The 15,750-nt window shown below is 68.4% G+C and carries 19 protein-coding genes; 7 read left to right on the forward strand and 12 right to left on the reverse strand.

The features are described from left to right. Window positions 1-9 precede the first annotated feature (9 nt). From WBN46_RS11565 to WBN46_RS11595, 7 genes are all read right to left on the reverse strand, one after another. Window positions 10-1,110 carry a hypothetical protein gene (locus tag WBN46_RS11565; protein WP_337731629.1) on the reverse strand — a complete coding sequence of 367 codons (1,101 nt, stop codon included), beginning with the start codon at window positions 1,108-1,110 and terminating at the stop codon, window positions 10-12. After that, window positions 1,107-1,643, reverse strand: coding sequence for a sigma-70 family RNA polymerase sigma factor (locus WBN46_RS11570; protein WP_337731630.1), 537 nt, complete (start codon window positions 1,641-1,643; stop codon window positions 1,107-1,109). The genes WBN46_RS11565 and WBN46_RS11570 overlap by 4 nt, the downstream gene beginning before the upstream one ends. Window positions 1,644-1,740: 97 nt before the next feature. Next, window positions 1,741-2,178, reverse strand: a complete 438-nt coding sequence (locus WBN46_RS11575) for a VOC family protein (RefSeq protein WP_337731631.1) — start codon at window positions 2,176-2,178, stop codon at window positions 1,741-1,743. Between the two features lie 7 nt (window positions 2,179-2,185). Then, window positions 2,186-2,590: a DoxX family protein gene (locus WBN46_RS11580; RefSeq protein ID WP_337731632.1), complete on the reverse strand. Its 405-nt coding sequence runs from the start codon at window positions 2,588-2,590 to the stop codon at window positions 2,186-2,188. Between the two features lie 58 nt (window positions 2,591-2,648). Then, window positions 2,649-3,467: an NAD(P)-dependent oxidoreductase gene (locus tag WBN46_RS11585; protein ID WP_337731633.1), complete on the reverse strand. Its 819-nt coding sequence runs from the start codon at window positions 3,465-3,467 to the stop codon at window positions 2,649-2,651. Further along, window positions 3,464-4,021 (reverse strand): DUF2867 domain-containing protein, encoded by a 558-nt coding sequence (locus tag WBN46_RS11590; RefSeq protein ID WP_337731634.1) that lies wholly within the window; start codon window positions 4,019-4,021, stop codon window positions 3,464-3,466. The genes WBN46_RS11585 and WBN46_RS11590 overlap by 4 nt, the downstream gene beginning before the upstream one ends. Next, window positions 4,018-4,614: a phosphotransferase gene (locus WBN46_RS11595; protein WP_255431487.1), complete on the reverse strand. Its 597-nt coding sequence runs from the start codon at window positions 4,612-4,614 to the stop codon at window positions 4,018-4,020. The genes WBN46_RS11590 and WBN46_RS11595 overlap by 4 nt, the downstream gene beginning before the upstream one ends. A gap of 129 nt (window positions 4,615-4,743) precedes the next feature. Here WBN46_RS11595 and WBN46_RS11600 point away from each other — a divergent pair, with 129 nt between their 5' ends. Next, window positions 4,744-6,750, forward strand: a complete 2,007-nt coding sequence (locus tag WBN46_RS11600; protein ID WP_337731635.1) for a VTT domain-containing protein — start codon at window positions 4,744-4,746, stop codon at window positions 6,748-6,750. 136 nt (window positions 6,751-6,886) lie between these two features. On the opposite strand, the gene WBN46_RS11605 is transcribed toward WBN46_RS11600, so the two are convergent. The 4 genes from WBN46_RS11605 to WBN46_RS11620 form a co-directional block, all read right to left on the reverse strand. Continuing rightward, window positions 6,887-7,462, reverse strand: coding sequence for an LON peptidase substrate-binding domain-containing protein (locus WBN46_RS11605; RefSeq protein WP_337731636.1), 576 nt, complete (start codon window positions 7,460-7,462; stop codon window positions 6,887-6,889). A 10-nt stretch (window positions 7,463-7,472) separates the two neighbouring features. Further along, complete coding sequence (mpl, locus tag WBN46_RS11610; RefSeq protein WP_337731637.1) at window positions 7,473-8,831, reverse strand: UDP-N-acetylmuramate:L-alanyl-gamma-D-glutamyl-meso-diaminopimelate ligase; 1,359 nt, start codon at window positions 8,829-8,831, stop codon at window positions 7,473-7,475. Window positions 8,832-8,916: 85 nt separating this feature from the next. Next, entirely contained in the window at window positions 8,917-10,626 is a 1,710-nt protein-coding gene (locus WBN46_RS11615; protein ID WP_337731638.1) for a cellulase family glycosylhydrolase, read from the reverse strand. A 139-nt stretch (window positions 10,627-10,765) separates the two neighbouring features. Then, a complete protein-coding gene (locus WBN46_RS11620; RefSeq protein WP_142125568.1) occupies window positions 10,766-11,344 on the reverse strand; it encodes an adenylate kinase in 579 nt (192 codons plus the stop codon). A 120-nt stretch (window positions 11,345-11,464) separates the two neighbouring features. On the opposite strand from WBN46_RS11620, the gene WBN46_RS11625 reads away from it, so the two are divergent. The 6 genes from WBN46_RS11625 to WBN46_RS11650 all read left to right on the forward strand — a co-directional run bounded on the left by WBN46_RS11625 (window position 11,465) and on the right by WBN46_RS11650 (window position 14,950). Further along, window positions 11,465-12,721, forward strand: a complete 1,257-nt coding sequence (locus tag WBN46_RS11625) for a 6-phosphofructokinase (protein WP_337731639.1) — start codon at window positions 11,465-11,467, stop codon at window positions 12,719-12,721. 7 nt (window positions 12,722-12,728) lie between these two features. Next, window positions 12,729-13,121, forward strand: coding sequence for a DUF488 family protein (locus tag WBN46_RS11630; protein WP_337731640.1), 393 nt, complete (start codon window positions 12,729-12,731; stop codon window positions 13,119-13,121). A gap of 69 nt (window positions 13,122-13,190) precedes the next feature. Next, complete coding sequence (locus tag WBN46_RS11635; RefSeq protein WP_337731641.1) at window positions 13,191-13,322, forward strand: hypothetical protein; 132 nt, start codon at window positions 13,191-13,193, stop codon at window positions 13,320-13,322. 29 nt (window positions 13,323-13,351) lie between these two features. Beyond that, window positions 13,352-13,720 (forward strand): DUF4440 domain-containing protein, encoded by a 369-nt coding sequence (locus WBN46_RS11640; RefSeq protein WP_337731642.1) that lies wholly within the window; start codon window positions 13,352-13,354, stop codon window positions 13,718-13,720. Between the two features lie 96 nt (window positions 13,721-13,816). Then, window positions 13,817-14,455: a hypothetical protein gene (locus WBN46_RS11645; protein ID WP_337731643.1), complete on the forward strand. Its 639-nt coding sequence runs from the start codon at window positions 13,817-13,819 to the stop codon at window positions 14,453-14,455. A 3-nt stretch (window positions 14,456-14,458) separates the two neighbouring features. Then, window positions 14,459-14,950 (forward strand): DUF2846 domain-containing protein, encoded by a 492-nt coding sequence (locus tag WBN46_RS11650; RefSeq protein ID WP_337731644.1) that lies wholly within the window; start codon window positions 14,459-14,461, stop codon window positions 14,948-14,950. 54 nt (window positions 14,951-15,004) lie between these two features. Here the strand turns inward: WBN46_RS11650 and WBN46_RS11655 are convergent, their stop codons facing one another. Next, window positions 15,005-15,526, reverse strand: coding sequence for a hypothetical protein (locus WBN46_RS11655; RefSeq protein ID WP_337731645.1), 522 nt, complete (start codon window positions 15,524-15,526; stop codon window positions 15,005-15,007). Window positions 15,527-15,750: the final 224 nt, after the last annotated feature.

The raw sequence follows: 15,750 nt of genomic DNA on the forward strand, positions 1-15,750 counted from the left end.
GCTCGTCACTCAGCGTGGTGTTTCCCGCAGCAGCGTCCTCGCGTCGGCGCGCGCCTCGAACACGTCCGGCCACTGCATCCACCAGTGCTTGATGCGCGGATACGGCAACGCGTCCCACCACGGCGACAGCGCCCGCGCGCCCTGGGCGCGGATGCCGGCGCGGGTGACGCGCGCATCCGCAGGCATCCACGACGACAGGCGATCGAAGACCGGCCCGTCGGCAAGAGCGGGGTGCGCCTGCACCAGCGACAGCAGGCTGATCGCATCCTGTGGACGGGCATGCGCCAGCAGGCGCGCAACCGCTTCCTGCGTATCGCCCTCCTGCCCCTGCGCCACGCGTGCATCAACATCGCGCAAGGCCGACAGGAAAGCCGCGCTCGCGCCCAGGTCGTAGGGCATGCCGGGCCGGCCGCCCGCGTCGAAGTCGACGCGGGCGCCCTGCGGAACAAGCACTTCGCGCCACGCGTTGTCCACCTGCACCCAGCCACTGCGCACCGTCAGCGAGCCCGCGCCCTCCTGGCCCGCCTCCAGTACGAATTCGCACCCGAGGTCGAAGACCTCGCCCGCGTGCGTATCCACGCCGAAGGAGCCCGGTGGCGCCCAGATACGCGCCCACATGCGACCGTGCTCAAGCCGGGTGCGATGGCGGCCGCTGCGTGTTTCCACCAGCCGCAGGCGCGCGCCTTCTCCCAATACCAGCTCGCCGATGCGGGCCACGCGCACGCGCGCATGCGCGCCACGCCCGGTTTCCAGCACGCTCCCCGGGCTGAAGGACGCGTGCGCGCCTGCCGTCGCACCGTCGATGCGGACCGGGCCCGCAACGTCCGCGACCTGCCATGCCTGATCCACCGGCCAACGCAGGCGGCGCTCGTAACCGCCAAGCAGGCCCACCGCCAGCATCGCCAGGGTGGCAGCCATCGCCCAGCCGATACGCGCGCGCAGCGGGCGTCGGGGGGCGGGCGCGGGAACACGCGCGACCCGCACGGAAGAGACGTCGCGCCAGCGGTAGAGCGACAGCTGCCGCTCCAGTCTCGCAACGTCGTCGTCGATCGCGCCACTGCGATCCCACAGGTAGTCGTCGCCGGGCGAAGCGTCGTCGGTCGGGGTCATGTCGATGCTCCTCGTATAGGCGTGGACAGCGCGGCGCGCAGCAGGGCCATGCCACGATGCAGGTTCACCCGCACGCTGCCGGGCGCCAGGCCGGTGCGTTCTGCGATCTCCTGCCCCGTCAGGCCCTCCACCAGGCGCAGCAGCAGCGTCTCGCGATAGGCTTCCGGCAAGCTGCGGATGGCCTCCATCGCGCGCCGGGCTTCCACGTGCGCTTCGACGTCGGTGCCGTCGGTGAGATCGTCCATCGCGATGCCCGTCAGCGGCACGCGCCGGCGCGCGGCGTCGAGCGCCGCATGGCGGGCGATGCTGGCGATCCACCCCGGGAACGCGGCATCCTCCCGCAGGGAAGACAGGCGCGCGAGCGCGGTCTCGAACACGTCCTGCGTCAGGTCATCGGCATCGGCCGGCTGCAGGCGCGCCAGCAGGATGCCGTGCACCACCGGCGCGAAACGGCGATACAGGGCCTCCAGCGCCGCGCGCTGACCGGTCCGTGCGGCCTTCACCAGTGCCGCGAGGGTCTCCGTCGCGTCCACGCCACTCCCTGCTCGTTCTTCCTGCGTAGGACGTCGTGGGCGCCGCGGGTGTTAACAGGCAGAGGGCGCGGAAGTATCCGGCGGCCGTCCCCGGCCGTCACCAGACGCCGGTATTGCCCATCGACAGCCAAGGCTCCTGCGGTGGCAGCGCGGCTCCCTTCTGCAGCAATTCGATCGAGATCAGGTCCGGTGTGCGGACGAAGGCCATGCGGCCATCGCGCGGCGGGCGGTTGATGGTGATGCCCAGCGACTGCAGGTGCGCGCAGGTCGCATGGATGTCGTCGACCTCGAACGCGAGATGGCCGAAGTTGCGCGCACTGCCATAGTCCTCGGCGGGCGATCCGTCTTCCGGCGGCCAGTTATAGGTCAGTTCGATCTCCGCCTCCGGGTTGGCCGGCGCGCCGAAGTAGACCAGGGTGAATCGCCCCTGGGGACTGTCCATGCGCCGGGTTTCCACCAGGCCCAGGCCTTCGGTGAGGAAACGGCCGGTGGCCTCCAGATCGTGGACGCGGATCATCGCGTGCAGGTATTTCATGACAGCCTCATGTCGGAACGGAAGAACGGGTGCGGTGCGCCCACGCATTGGCCAGCAGGCAGGCGATGATCAGCACGCTGTACTCGGCGCCATTGCGGCCAAGGCCCACCACGAACCAGCCCGCCGGCGCGTGCACCAGCCAGATGCCGCAGGCGTAGATCGCGCTGAACACGAGCGCGATCGGCGTGATCCATCGGCCCGCCGCGAACACCGGTGCCGCGACCAGTTCGAACACCGTCACGAACCATGCGATCCCCAGTCCGAACGGAAATCCGCGCGACTCCAGGAAAACGCCGAAAGGCGCCACGCCATCGGCCAGCACGCGCGCGATGCCGTGGACGAAAAGCAGCGTGGCCAGGGCCATGCGGATGAACGCCAGCGCCTGGCGTCCTGCGGTTTCAGATGGCGACATCGTCGTGGCTCCTCTTCATGACCGGCATCGAAGACAGGTTGCGCAACGCACCTGCCCGCTATTCCAGGAACAGGTCCGGCAGCAGCGGTTGCGACGGATCAACGGCATACGGCGCGAAATCCGCGACGCCGGCTTCGCGCAGCACATCCTCATCGATCAGGAAGTGACCGTGGAAACCACGCGCATCACGGGCCAGCACGGCATGCGCGGCGTCGGCGACGATCTGCGGCGTGCGGCAGCGCGGGATCTCCACGCCGGGAATCATGTTCAACGCATCCGTGGCGATGATGGTACGCGGCCACAGCGCGTTCACGGCAATGCCCTGCGGACCGAATTCGCCTGCCAGCCCGAGGGTCACGAAGCTCATGCCCATCTTCGCCAACGTGTAACCGGTGTGCGGCGCCCACCACTTCGGGTCCAGCGTGGGCGGCGGCGCGAGCATCAGGATGTGCGGATTGGGGGCCTGCTTCAGGTAGGGAAGCGCGGCCTGCGCGCACAGGAAGCTGCCGCGCGCGTTGACCTGCTGCATCAGGTCGAAGCGCTTCATGGGGGTTTCCAGTGCGCCGGCCAGCCAGATGGCGCTGGCATTGTTGACCAGGATGTCGATGCCGCCAAAGGCATCCGCCGTGGCCGCCATGGCGGCTTTCACGTCGTCTTCTTCGCGGATGTCGCACTTCAGCGCGAGTCCGCGTCCCCCCGCCGCGTTCACCGCCTCGGCTGCCGTGTGGATGGTGCCCGGCAGCTTGGGGTTGGGTACCGAGGACTTGGCGGCGATGGCCACGTTGGCGCCATCGCGCGCCGCGCGCAGGGCGATGGCCAGGCCGATGCCGCGCGAGGCACCGGTGATGAAGAGGGTCTTGCCAGACAGTGGATTCATGGTGCATCCCGTGGGAAAGGGGCGGAGGCGTCGCACAGCCGACGCGCGTAGCGTTGCAGCAGGTGGGGCACGATCAACCGATGGATCGGATCCACCGGCAGCATGTAGAGCCGACCCAGCCAGTTGGGGTGTTCGACCACCGTGGCGCAGTAGAGATGCGCGGCATCGTGCTGCCGTCTGACTTGCAACGACAGCGACACCCGCAGGTGCCGGTCCTGGTCACCCAGCACGATCTCGTCCGGGGCGTGGCTGAGCACGGTGAAGATGCCGACCTTCTCGCCGACCCGCACATCACGTGCCCGGCCTGCGGCACGGATACGCCCCAGGTCCTTCATGCCCAACCACCGCATCACGCAGTTGCGTGCCGTCATCATTCCCTCGAACCAAGCGGGTACCAGATGCGCGATGTCCTGGTACACCTGCAAGGCGGACACGGGCGCGCGCGACAGTCCGATGGCGGCGCAATGCACGAAGTAGGCATCGTCGGCCGCGGCGCGCAGCGTGCTGTCCGCAGGCACCGCACAGGAGACCGCGCGTGCTCGCCGGAAGCTCACGGCTTCGGTCCCTGCCCTTCGTTGTCTTCCCACTTCAGCAACCGCCGGGTGATGAAGCGGTAGACGGGCTTGCCGGTGCGGAACCAGAGGTCACGCAGCCAGGACGTGCGCTTGAGCACCCGCTTCTCGATGGGGGTGAGCGACGCGCCGCAATACATGCGCTTGTGCTTGAGCAGATGGCGCAGGTCCTGGCGCGCCAGCAGGCGCATCCAGCGCGAGCGCGGGTCGCCGCGGGTGGCGAGCTGGAAATCGATGATCGCCGGGCGGCCGTCTTCCAGCACCAGCCAGTTCGCCTCCTTGGCGAGATCGTTGTGGGCGATGCCCCGGCGGTGCAGGTGCTGGAGCAGGCGGCGTGCGGCGCGGAAGTAGGCCAGGTCGCCGCGTGGCGGGCGCTGGTACATCGCCGCCCCCTCCATGTAGCTGCGGTCGAGCCGGCGGCCGGTCCAGTCGAGCAGCTGGGGCACGTCGGCCATCCCCGCGACCTTGCGCAACGCCAGAGCCTCGCGCCGCGCCAGCCACCAGGCGGGCAGCCGCAGCCACAGGGGCACGTGCGCGAGATCGCGGCGCACGAACGGACCCGACGGTCCCTGCATCAGGGAGATGCGACCGAAGCTGTCGGCCTTGAGTGCGGTGATTTCGGAGGGCGAGCGCAAGTCCACGACGTCATTCTACTGCCCGGGGGTGGCAGACGCGGGTCAGGAACAGCCGCCTATAATCCCGCGATGGAATCTTCCTGGTTCGACAACCTGCTGGCCTGGATCAGTGCACATCCTGTCGCCGCGGGCCTGGTGATCTTCGCCATCGCGTTCTGCGATGCGGCGATCATCATCGGTGCCATCGTGCCCGCCCTGCCGCTGCTGTTCGCGGTGGGCGTGCTGATCGGCCTGGGGGAGATTTCCGGCCCGTATGCGGTTGCCTGCGCCACGCTGGGCGCCCTGATCGGCGATGCGACCAGTTACTGGATAGGACACCGCTGGGGGCAACAGCTGCGGACGGTCTGGCCATTCCGCAAATACCCGCAATTGCTCGATCGCGGCGAACTGCTGTTCCGGCGCAATGCGTGGAAGAGCATCTTCGTCGCGCGCTTCGTCGGGCCCATCCGCCCTTTCGTGCCGGCCGTGGCCGGTATCTCGCGGATGCCGCTGCGCCGTTACCTGGTGGCCAGCGGCGCAGCCAGCGTGGCGTGGGCGGCGGCGTTCCTGCTGCCCGGCTGGGTGCTGGGCCATGCCTACGATGCCGTCGCCGCCGTGGCGGGCCGACTGGCCCTGGTGCTGGGCCTGCTGGTGCTGGTGCTGGCGCTGGCCTGGGCGCTGGTGCTCTATACCTACCGATGGTTCGCCGCGCACGCCGACGCCCTGCTGGCGCGCGCACTGGCGTGGTCGCACGCGCACCCCGTGCTGGGGCGCTACACCGCAGCCGTGTTCGACCCCTTCCGACGCGAGTCCGTGCCACTCGCGCTGCTGGCGATCCTGCTGCTGGCGATCGTGTGGGTGTGGTTCGCGTTCCTCATCATCGTGATCGGCCACGGCGAACCGCTCGCCATGGACCTGTGGGTCCACGAACTGATGCGTGCGCTGCGCAATCCGCTGGCGGACTATCCGCTGGCCGCAATCGCCTCGCTGGGCGACGAACAGGTGCTGGCACCGGCGTCGCTGCTGGTGCTGGTCTACCTGTGCTGGCGCAGGCGCTGGATGGCGGCCGGGCACTGGCTCGCGGCGCTCGCCTTCGGCCTGGCGCTGACCGCATGGCTCGGCGCGTCGGTGGACATCCCTAAGCCGCCCAGCGTCAGCAGCGGCTTCGGTTTTCCCTCCATCGCGGTGACGATGTCGACGATCACCTTCGGCTTCTTCGCTGTGTTGATCGCGCGCGAACTGCCGGGCCGCACGCGCGTGTGGCCTTACCTGGTCTCGGGCATCGTGGTGGCGCTGATCGGCTTCGCGCGCATCTATCTGGGCGCGCACTGGCTCAGCGACGTGGTGGGCGGCATGTTGTTCGGCCTGGTGTGGCTGCTGGTGCTGGGCATCGCGTACCGCCGCCGCATGGTGCGCTCGTTCTGGATCAAGCCCATCGCATGGTTGTTCTACGGCAGCTTCGTGCTGGCCGGACTGTGGCATGCGCCGCGCAACGTGGAGCCCATGCTGGCGCAGTTCCAGGCACCGGTGATCGAACGGACGATTGCGCTGCAGGACTGGTGGCAACGCGACTGGCAGTCACTGCCGGCGCGCCGGAACGAATTCGATGACGAACAGCGCTGGCCGCTGGACGTGCAGGTCGCCGGGCCGCTGGCGCCATTGAAGGCCAGCCTGACGGCCGCCGGTTGGCGCGAACAGCCGCAGGCCGGGTGGGAGGAAGCCCTGAACCTGCTGGACAGCGACCTGCCCGACGATGAGCAGCCGGTGCTGCCGGCCACGCTGGATACCCGCGCGGAGAGCCTGCTGATGCTGCGCGACGGCGACCAGCCCGGCGAAGTGTTCGTGCTGCGCCTGTGGCCGGCGGACACGCGGCTGCAGCCGGGCAATGTACCGCTGTGGATCGGCAGTGCGCAGGTGCTGCAGCAGCAGCGCGCCTTCAATCTGGTGCGCCTGTGGCGGCCACTGCGCGAAGCGCGCACGGCGCTCGACGCGGTGACGCAGGCCACGCCGGATCTCGCTCACGCGATCGCGCCGCATCCGGATTCCGGGCTGCCGGTGCTGCGCTTGCGCACCAGTGGCGAGGCGGTCCCGCCCTGACTCACCGGGAAGGTTCCTGCAGGAGGGGCTGACCAGCCTTGCTGGCTGTTGAAAGCCAACCCCGACGCCCTCCCGTCAGGCATCCCGGAATTCAGTACGTGCGGTCGGGGCTGAAGCCCTCCCCGCCGGGCCGGTGTCAGTCGATCCACTCCAGCAGGCGCTGCAGGCGCGCGTGCACGTCGTCTTCCTGCAGGATCGACACGCGCTGCTCCGGGGTGATCGGCAGCACCTGCGCCAATCGCCATCCCACCCAGGCGGCGTGCTCGAAGATGCGCGGCGGCAATCCATTCAGATCGCTGCCCACCTTTTCCATCATGGTCTGCAGCAAGGTGCCCAGCAGTGCATGCTCGGGACGGATCTCCCAGTCCTCGTCGGCGCACAGCCATTCCACATCCGCCATCACCAGCCCGTTGTCGCGGACGCGCGTGCGGACCACGTGGAAACGCCGGTGGCCGCGCACGCGCAGCGACAGCAGTCCGTCCTCGCCCATGTCGAAGTTCTCGATACGCGCTTCGACGCCGTAGGCCACGGGCGTCGCGGGCGCCCCCGCTTCAGAGCCCTCCAGGATCAGGCAGACGCCGAACCCGCTCCCGGCGCGTCCGCAATCCCGAACCAGGTCTAGGTAACGCCGCTCGAAGATGCGAAGATCCATGGCGGCACCGGGCAGCAGCACCTTGTGCAGCGGAAACAGCGGCAGGGACTCGTGCGCCATAGCGGCCACCTCAGCCTTGCAGTGCCGCCAGAAAACGTCGCGGCGCACCGTCGAAGCCGCCGTTCGACATGAACACCACGTGGTCACCAGGCCGCACCTGCGTCTTCAACGCCGCGATCAGCGCATCGGCGTCGGGGACGGTGCGTGCGTCGCCGCGGATGGCGCCGACGACCTTGCCTGCATCCCACGCGAGTTCCGGCCGGTGCAGGAAGACGACCGCATCCGCGATGTCGAGCGAGGGTGCCAGCGCTTCGGCATGCGCGCCGGAACGCATCGAGTTGCTGCGCGGCTCCATCGCCACCAGGATGCGCGCATCGCCGACACGCGCACGCAGACCTTCCAGGGTGGTGTGGATGGCGGTGGGATGGTGGGCGAAGTCGTCGTAGACGGTGATGCCGTCGTGCTGGCCGATCACTTCCAGTCGCCGCTTCACGCTGCGGAACGCCGCCAGCGCCGGCAGTACGGTGGCGACATCGACGCCGACCGCATGGCAGGCGGCGAGCGCGGCCAGGCCATTCAGCACGTTGTGGCGGCCGAGCATGGGCCAGTGCACCTCGCCGATCTCGTTGCCGTGGTGGCGGACGGCGAACGCGCTGCCGTCGTCGCGGATCAGGCGCGCGCTCCACTCCAGCGCGGCATCGAAGCCGAAGCGCTCCACCGGGGTCCAGCACCCCATTGCGAGCACTTCTTCCAGCCTCCTGTCTTCGCCATTGACGATCAAGCGACCGCGGCGCGGTACGGTGCGCACCAGGTGGTGGAACTGGCGCTGGATCGCGGCCACGTCCGGGAAGATGTCGGCGTGGTCGTATTCCAGATTGTTGAGGATGGCGACCAGCGGGCGATAGTGGACGAACTTGCTGCGCTTGTCGAAAAAGGCCGTGTCGTACTCGTCGGCCTCAACCACAAACTCACGGCCGCCACCAATGCGCGCCGATACGCCGAAGTCCTCGGCCACGCCGCCGATCAGGAAGCCCGGCGAACGCCCGGCCGCGTCCAGCAGGTAGGTCAGGATGGTCGTCGTCGTCGTCTTGCCGTGCGTGCCTGCCACGGCGAGCGTGTCGCGGCCGGGCAGCACGCGTTCGGACAGCCATTGCGCGCCGGAGATGTAGCGCCGGCCCTGGTCCAGCACCGCCTCGACCGCAGGGTTGCCGCGCGAGAGGGCATTGCCGATGACGATCTCGTCGCAGTCCGGCGCGATGTTCTGCGGCTGGTAGCCCTGCGCCAGCGCGATACCTAGCTGCTCGAGCTGAGTCGACATGGGCGGGTAGATGGCCTGGTCGCTGCCTTCGACGGTGTGGCCGAGTTCGCGGGCCAGGGCGGCCACGCCGCCCATGAAGGTGCCGGCGATGCCGAGGATGTGGATCTTCAAGACTGCGGTTCCCGAATGAGTCCGCGAACTTTAGCCGAGCGCGCTGGGTTCGGCACCTCCTGCAAGGCGTGGGCGTGACGCGGGTTCAGCGGGAAAAATGCAGGGCCTGCAGATCCAGGCCATCGCTCTCGGCCTTCACTACCAGCGTGTTGCGCCCGGGTGCGAGTCGCAGCGCACGGAATCCGCGGGCGCGTTCGGCGGCCTTCACCGGTACCCCGTTGAGCACCAGCGAGACACGCCCCGTGCCGTGCCCGTCCAGCGCCAACCGATATTGGCCGCCGGCACCGGCATCGAAGGTGTACTTGAGCCACTCGCCGCGTCGCATGCCCGCCACATGGAGTGCACCGTCGTCGCCCTTGCCCAGGTCGACACCGTCGTTGCGGTAAGTCATGGCCGGGTTCCACACCACGCGCTCGCCACCGTCGGAAATATGGTGATTGGCTGGCGTGAGATCGTGGTAGGCCACGCCGTTGCGGCCCATGTCGAAATCGACCGCCGCGATGATGCCGCCCTGCGCACCGATCGTGTGCGCCTTGAACGGCACCGACCGGTCCGAATGCGGCGCGCGGAACAACGCATCGATCACGTCCGGATGCTGCACGTTGTTTTCGTAGCGCACGTCCTCGCGGGCGAGGTGCATGAGCGCCGCTTCTGCCTCCTCCGAGGACGGACGCGGACCCTCGCCCTTCCAGTACGCAAGCACCCGGCGATAACCGTCGTTCGGCACCACCTGCAACGGGTTGTTGTAGCGGATCTTCTTCAACGGCCACCACGCCCAGCCGATGCCCTCGCCTTCGACAAGGGCCACGGTGCGGGCGAACCAGTCGTTGGAGTTCTCACCGGTTTCGCCCAGCCACAACGGCATGCGGTGCCTGTCGCGCAGCGCCAGCAGGTCGGTGATGCTCTCGCGCGTGGTGACGTTCCAGTACTTGTGGAAGCTGATCACCAGGTTGTCGTCCCACGGGCCGTCGTCGAGCACGCCGCGGTAGTTGTTGCCCCAGCAATTGCCCTCGATGACGATGATGTGGCGTTTGTCCACCTCGCGGATCGCGCGCGTGGTGCGGACCAGCAGGTCCTTCAACGGCGCGTTGCCGTCTTCCTTGCAGCCGTTGCTGTCGGCCTTGTCGGCGAAGCCCCAGTTGGGCTCGTTGATGATGTCGTACGCGGCAATGTACGGCTCGTCCCTGTAGCGCTGCGCCAGCTTCTTCCACAGTGCCACCATCTTGTCCTGGTGGCGCGGGTAGTCCCACAGCGAGGGCTGCGTGGGATCGCGGTCGGCGATGTTGTTGTCGTTGCCCTGCCCGCCGGGCGCGGCGTGCAGGTCGAGGATCAGGTACAGATCATTGGCCTTGGTCCAGGCCAGCAGTTCGTCGGTACGGCGGAAGCCTTCTTCCACCCAGGTCTGCCGGCCGGCGACCGGCTCCTGTTCCACCGGCAGCGTGTACAGCGCGTAGTGCATCGACAGGCGCACGGAGTTGAACCCCCAGCGCGCCATCGCGTCGATGTCGGCCTTGGTGGTGTGGTTGTCTCGCCAGGCCTGGTAGAAGGCATCGGCCTTCTCCGGCCCGATCAGCTCGGCGATGCGCGCATGGATGCTGCGCTGCGTGCCCGTGCCGTCGATGTCCAGCATGTAGCCTTCCTGCAGCATCCAGCCGCCCAGCCCCATCCCGCGCAGGATCACCGGCCTGCCCGCCTCGTTGACGATCTGCGTGCCCTGCGCGCGCAGGAAGTCCCTCGCTTCGGCGGCCGATGCGGTGAGCAGGCTGGCAAGCAGCAGGCAGGCGATGCGCTTCATCGACGACTCCGGGCGTCCCCTCGGGACCCGGACCATAACAGCCGGCCCCTGCGGCCCGCGATGCCCGCCATCACAGCCCTCAACGAAGAAGCCCCGCATGGCGGGGCTTCGTGGAGTCGCGTCCGGGAATGCGGGGACGTCAGCCCACTTCCTTGGCCGGTGCCAGCGCCTCGGTGATGCGGGTGAACACCTCGTCCAGCGAACCCACACCGTCCACCACGGTCAGCTGGCCGTGCTGGCGGTAGTAATCGATCACCGGCGCGGTCTGGGTGGTGTATTTGTCCAGGCGGTTGCGCACCACCTCGGGCGTGTCATCGTCACGGCCTTCGGCGGCGGCACGGCCGGCGATGCGTTCGACCAGCAGGTCGGCCGGCACTTCCAGTTGCACCGCATAGTCCATGGGCTGGCCAAGCCGGGCCAGCAACGTGCCCAGCGCATCGGCCTGGGCCTGGTTGCGCGGATAGCCGTCCAGGATAAAACCGTTGGCGGTGTCGGGGCGTGCGAAGCGGTCTTCCAGCATGCCGAGCAGGATGTCGTCGCTGACGAAGTCGCCGCGCGCCATGATTTCCTTGGCCTGCAGGCCCAGCGGGCTGCCGGCGGCCACTTCGGCGCGCAGAAGGTCGCCGGTGGAGATGTGTGGTACCTGCAGGTAGTCCTTCAGGCGCGCCGCCTGAGTGCCCTTGCCCGACCCGGGTGGGCCCAGTAGAACCAATCGCATGCTGTAACTCCCAAACTGGAATCCTGCGGGCGGTGGACCGCGCCGGGCGCCGGGCGCCGCGCTGCACCGCGTCATCTGTGTGAAGCTTACCGCATCCCGGCAACCCGGAACGAACCCCACATGGCATCTGGCACCCTACTTTATGCGCAGTCCGGCGGTGTCACCGCCGTCATCAACGCCTCCGCATCGGCGGTCATCACCGAAGCGCGGGCCCGGAAAATCAAGGTCTTGGCGGCACGCAACGGCATCCTCGGCGCCCTGCGCGAGGAGTTGATCGACACCAGCAAGGAGTCGGCCGCCGCCATCCGCGCCCTGGCCCACACGCCGGGTGGTGCCTTCGGCAGCTGCCGCGTGAAGCTGAAATCACTGGAGGCCGACCGCGCGAAGTACGAGCGCCTGCTGGCCGTGCTGAAGGCGCACGACGTGCGCTGGTTCCTCTACAACGGCGGCAACGATTCGGCCGACACAGCGTGGAAGGTCTCGCAGCTGGCGCAGGCGTTCGACTACCCGCTGACCTGTATCGGCGTGCCGAAGACGGTCGACAACGACCTGGCCGTCACCGATACTTGCCCCGGCTTCGGCTCGGCCGCCAAATACACGGCCGTGTCCGTGCGCGAGGCCGCGCTGGACGTGGCCGCGATGGCCGAGACCTCCACCAAGGTCTTCGTCTACGAGGCCATGGGCCGGCACGCCGGCTGGCTGGCCGCGGCGGCGGGCATGGCCGGGCAGTCGCCCGACGAGGCGCCGCACATCATCCTGTTCCCGGAGCGCGCCTATGACGAGACGCAGTTCCTCGCGCAGGTGAAGAAGGTCGTCGATCGCGTGGGCTGGTGCGTGGTGGTGGCCAGCGAAGGCATCCAGCATGCCGATGGCCGCTTCGTCGCCGATGCCGGTGGCGGCAAGGATTCGTTCGGCCACACGCAGCTCGGTGGCGTCGCCTCGTACCTGGCCGGGCGCGTCAAGGACCAGCTCGGCATGAAAGTGCACTGGACCCTGCCCGACTACCTGCAGCGGTCGGCGCGCCACATTGCGTCGAAGACGGACTGGGAGCAGGCGCAGGCGGTGGGCAAGGCCGCCGTGCAGTTCGCGCTCAAGGGACAGAACGCGGTGATGCCGGTGATCGTGCGCACGTCCGACGCACCGTTCCGCTGGAAGATCGAGGCCGCGCCGCTGTCGAAGGTGGCCAACCACGAGAAGAAATTCCCGCCGGGCTTCATCCGCAAGGACGGGTACGGCATCACGCCCGCCGCGCGGAAGTACCTGCAGCCCCTGATCCGCGGCGAAGCCTATCCGCCCTATGGCACCGACGGCCTGCCGAAGTACGTCACACTGAAAAACGTGGCGGTGAAGAAGAAACTGCCGGCGTGGGAAGGCTGACGGAGGCGTGACGCTGAGCATCGTCCGGCTTGGCAGCCCGCGCGCGAAGGACGAAGGCCTGCGCATCGGCACGGTGCGAAGGCCGCCACGTGGCGTGCCGAAGGCGGAGTTCGCGGCGCAGGACTGGTACGACGTCTGGTATCCCAATCTCGCGCCCAGCACGGAGCTGGTGAAGCAGGCGCAGGAGGCGACGACACCCAAGGCCTGGGCTGCCTTCGCCAGGAAGTATCGCGCCGAGATGGCCGTGCCCGACAATGCCCGCACGCTGGACCTGCTCGCCGCGCTGTCGCACGGCAGCGACTTCTCGGTCGGCTGCTACTGCGAGGACGAAGCACACTGCCACCGGTCGGTGCTGCGCGCGCTGCTGGCCGAACGCGGCGCCAGCATCAAGGCAGGATGACTTCAGGCACCGTCGCGGCTTGCGCGGCGGTGCTAACGTGGATCCGTCGCCACGCCACCGGGTGCTCCCATGTTCCGCAAAGTGCTCATCGGACTGCTTGCCGTCGCCATCGGGCTCGCTGTAGCAGGCGCCGGCTACCGTTTCGGGCAGTATCTCGCGCACAAGGACGCGGCAAGCTCCACCCTGCGCGCAACGACCTGACCGACGTCTCCTCGCGCTAGCATGGCCCGATGGATGATCTGCTCGCCGAACTGTCGGCCCTCGAATCCGAACTCCATCACCCCGGCGTGACCTGCACGCGCGAACGGCTGGAGCGCCTGTTGCATGCCGACTTCCATGAGGTGGGCCGTTCGGGCACGCGCTATACGCGGCAGACCGTCATCGACTTTCTCGCCGATCGCCCGTCTCCGCCCCGCGTCCTCGCCTACGATCACCGCATCGAGCGGCTCTCGGACGGCGTGGCGTTGCTGCACTTCGCCTCGCACGGAATCGCTGGCGACGGCACACGGCACAGTGCCGCGCTGCGCATGTCGGTGTGGCGACATACCGCGCTCGGCTGGCAGCTGTCCTATCACCAGGGTACCCCTGCCGCTTCGTAGCGGGCGCCTGCGGCACCCGGCCCTGGCCACGGAATGGCCGCTTCCCCCGCTTGGCGACCCCCTTCTGTTGCGCTAGCGTTGCCGCCAGGGGGGAACATGCAAAGACAATGGACATGCGTGGCCGCGGGCCTGCTCGCGGTACTGTGCGCCTTGCCGTGCGGCGCGCAGGACGCGCCGGTGCCACCTGCTCCCGTCAGCGGTGAAGCAGCGCAGCCTGCGTGCTGCGTACTGCCTGATGGCACGCTGCTCGTCATCGAGATACTCGACCCCATCAGTTCCGCGCACGCCCACCGCGGCGACGCCTTCCGTCTGCGCCTGAAGGAACCGGTGGTCGTGGACGATGCGGTCGTGATCCCCGCCGGCATCGAAGGCACCGGCGAGATCGTGCATGCCGAGCCCTCGCGCGGTGGAGGCAAACCCGGCGAACTCATCCTCGCGGCGCGGCGCCTCCAGATCGGCGACCACACCATCCGGCTGCGCGGCTTCAAGCTGGGAGGTGCAGGACGCGACACCAGCGGCGCCGCACTGGGCGCGTCGCTAGGCATCGGACCCTTCGCGCACTTCATCCACGGCAAGGAAATCGAAATACCCGCGCTGACGACGGCGACGGCCAAGCTCGCCGGCTCCTTTTCCACGGAAGCCACCACGAGCGGCATCGCGCCAGACGCGGCGGCCCCGACGCCCTCGACGTCCGACATCCCCTCCACCCCGAAACCACCCGACACACAGGAGTAACCCATGCGTCATCCGTTGAACCGTTCGCTGCTCTGCCTCGCCCTGCTGCTGCCGATGGCGGCCGGCCACGCCCAATCGCAGGAGGCCGCTGCGCCTGCCGCCACGGAAGCACCCGAGGCAGCGCCCGCGCCTGCGCCGGCAGCGGGCGACAGCCTGATCGGCGCACCGTCCGAAGGCATGGGCCAGATCGTGTTCTTCCGCGAGAAGAAATTCGCCGGCGCCGCGGTGAAGTACAAGGTCCGCGAAGGCGAAACGGAGCTCGGCAAGCTCAGCAGCGGCACGTACTTCATCGCCTCCGTCGCGCCGGGCACCCATCAGTACACCGTGCACTCCGAAGCCAAGGACGTGCTGACACTGGAAGTGGAAGCAGGCGAGACCTACTACGTGCTCGGCTCGATCACGATGGGCTTCATGGCCGGTCGCCCGAACCTGTCGCCTTCCGACGAGGCCGCCTTCAACGGCATGGCGAAAGAGCTCAAGCCCGCGAAGAAGTAAGCGCGGAAGCGGACCCCGCGGCGACGGTCTCCCCCAGGGAGATCGTCGCCGTCCTTATTTGCAGGCCTTGCCTTCCACCTCAAGCTTCGCCGCATACACCGTCAGCGACGGCGCCTGTGCCGCAGCGCCTGCCTGCTGCTTCGCTTCCTGCAGGTAGATGCGCGACTGGCCCTGTCCATCCAGCGGCGGCGGCGTGGCGCTGCCGGGCTTGCGCCACACACGCACGACCGCCTGCTGCGAGGGACACGCGGCGTTCGGCACGCGGATCACGTCATTGAGTTTCCAGCCTGTCGCGACCGATGGCTTCGCTTTGTCGAAATCGATGAAGCGCGCGCGCGGCTGGCACTGCGGACTCGTTCGCACCGGGGCATAGCGATAAGGCTGCGTCGCGTCGCCGGTGAAGGCGCCTTCCAGCCGCGCGCAAGCCTCGGGGATCTGCCGCAGGCTGTGCACCGCACCGACCGCCTGCGGCGCGCCGGCAGGACGCTGGATCTCGGGCGCCGGATCGGCCGCCTGTGCGGGCAGCGCCAGTGCGAGGCAGGCGGCGAGCAACGGTAGTGCGACGGTCTGGCGCATGGCAACTCCTTGAAACGGATGCGAAAACAGGATCGGGGGCGAAAGGCTGGCATGGAATGCCTGAACCGGCCCGTCACCGCTGGCGGCACGCATCGCATCCGGTCATACTCGGGCCAGCTCCAGGGATGTCTGAACAAGGGTTTCGTGCTGCAGTCCATCGCAGCGGTCGAGTGCGCTCAATCGTTCAACAGGCTCCACCGGGATTGGGTTGCGTGTTCAAGCGT

Source organism: Pseudoxanthomonas sp. CCNWLW251 (genome assembly GCF_037402255.1).
Classification (GTDB): domain Bacteria; phylum Pseudomonadota; class Gammaproteobacteria; order Xanthomonadales; family Xanthomonadaceae; genus Pseudoxanthomonas_A.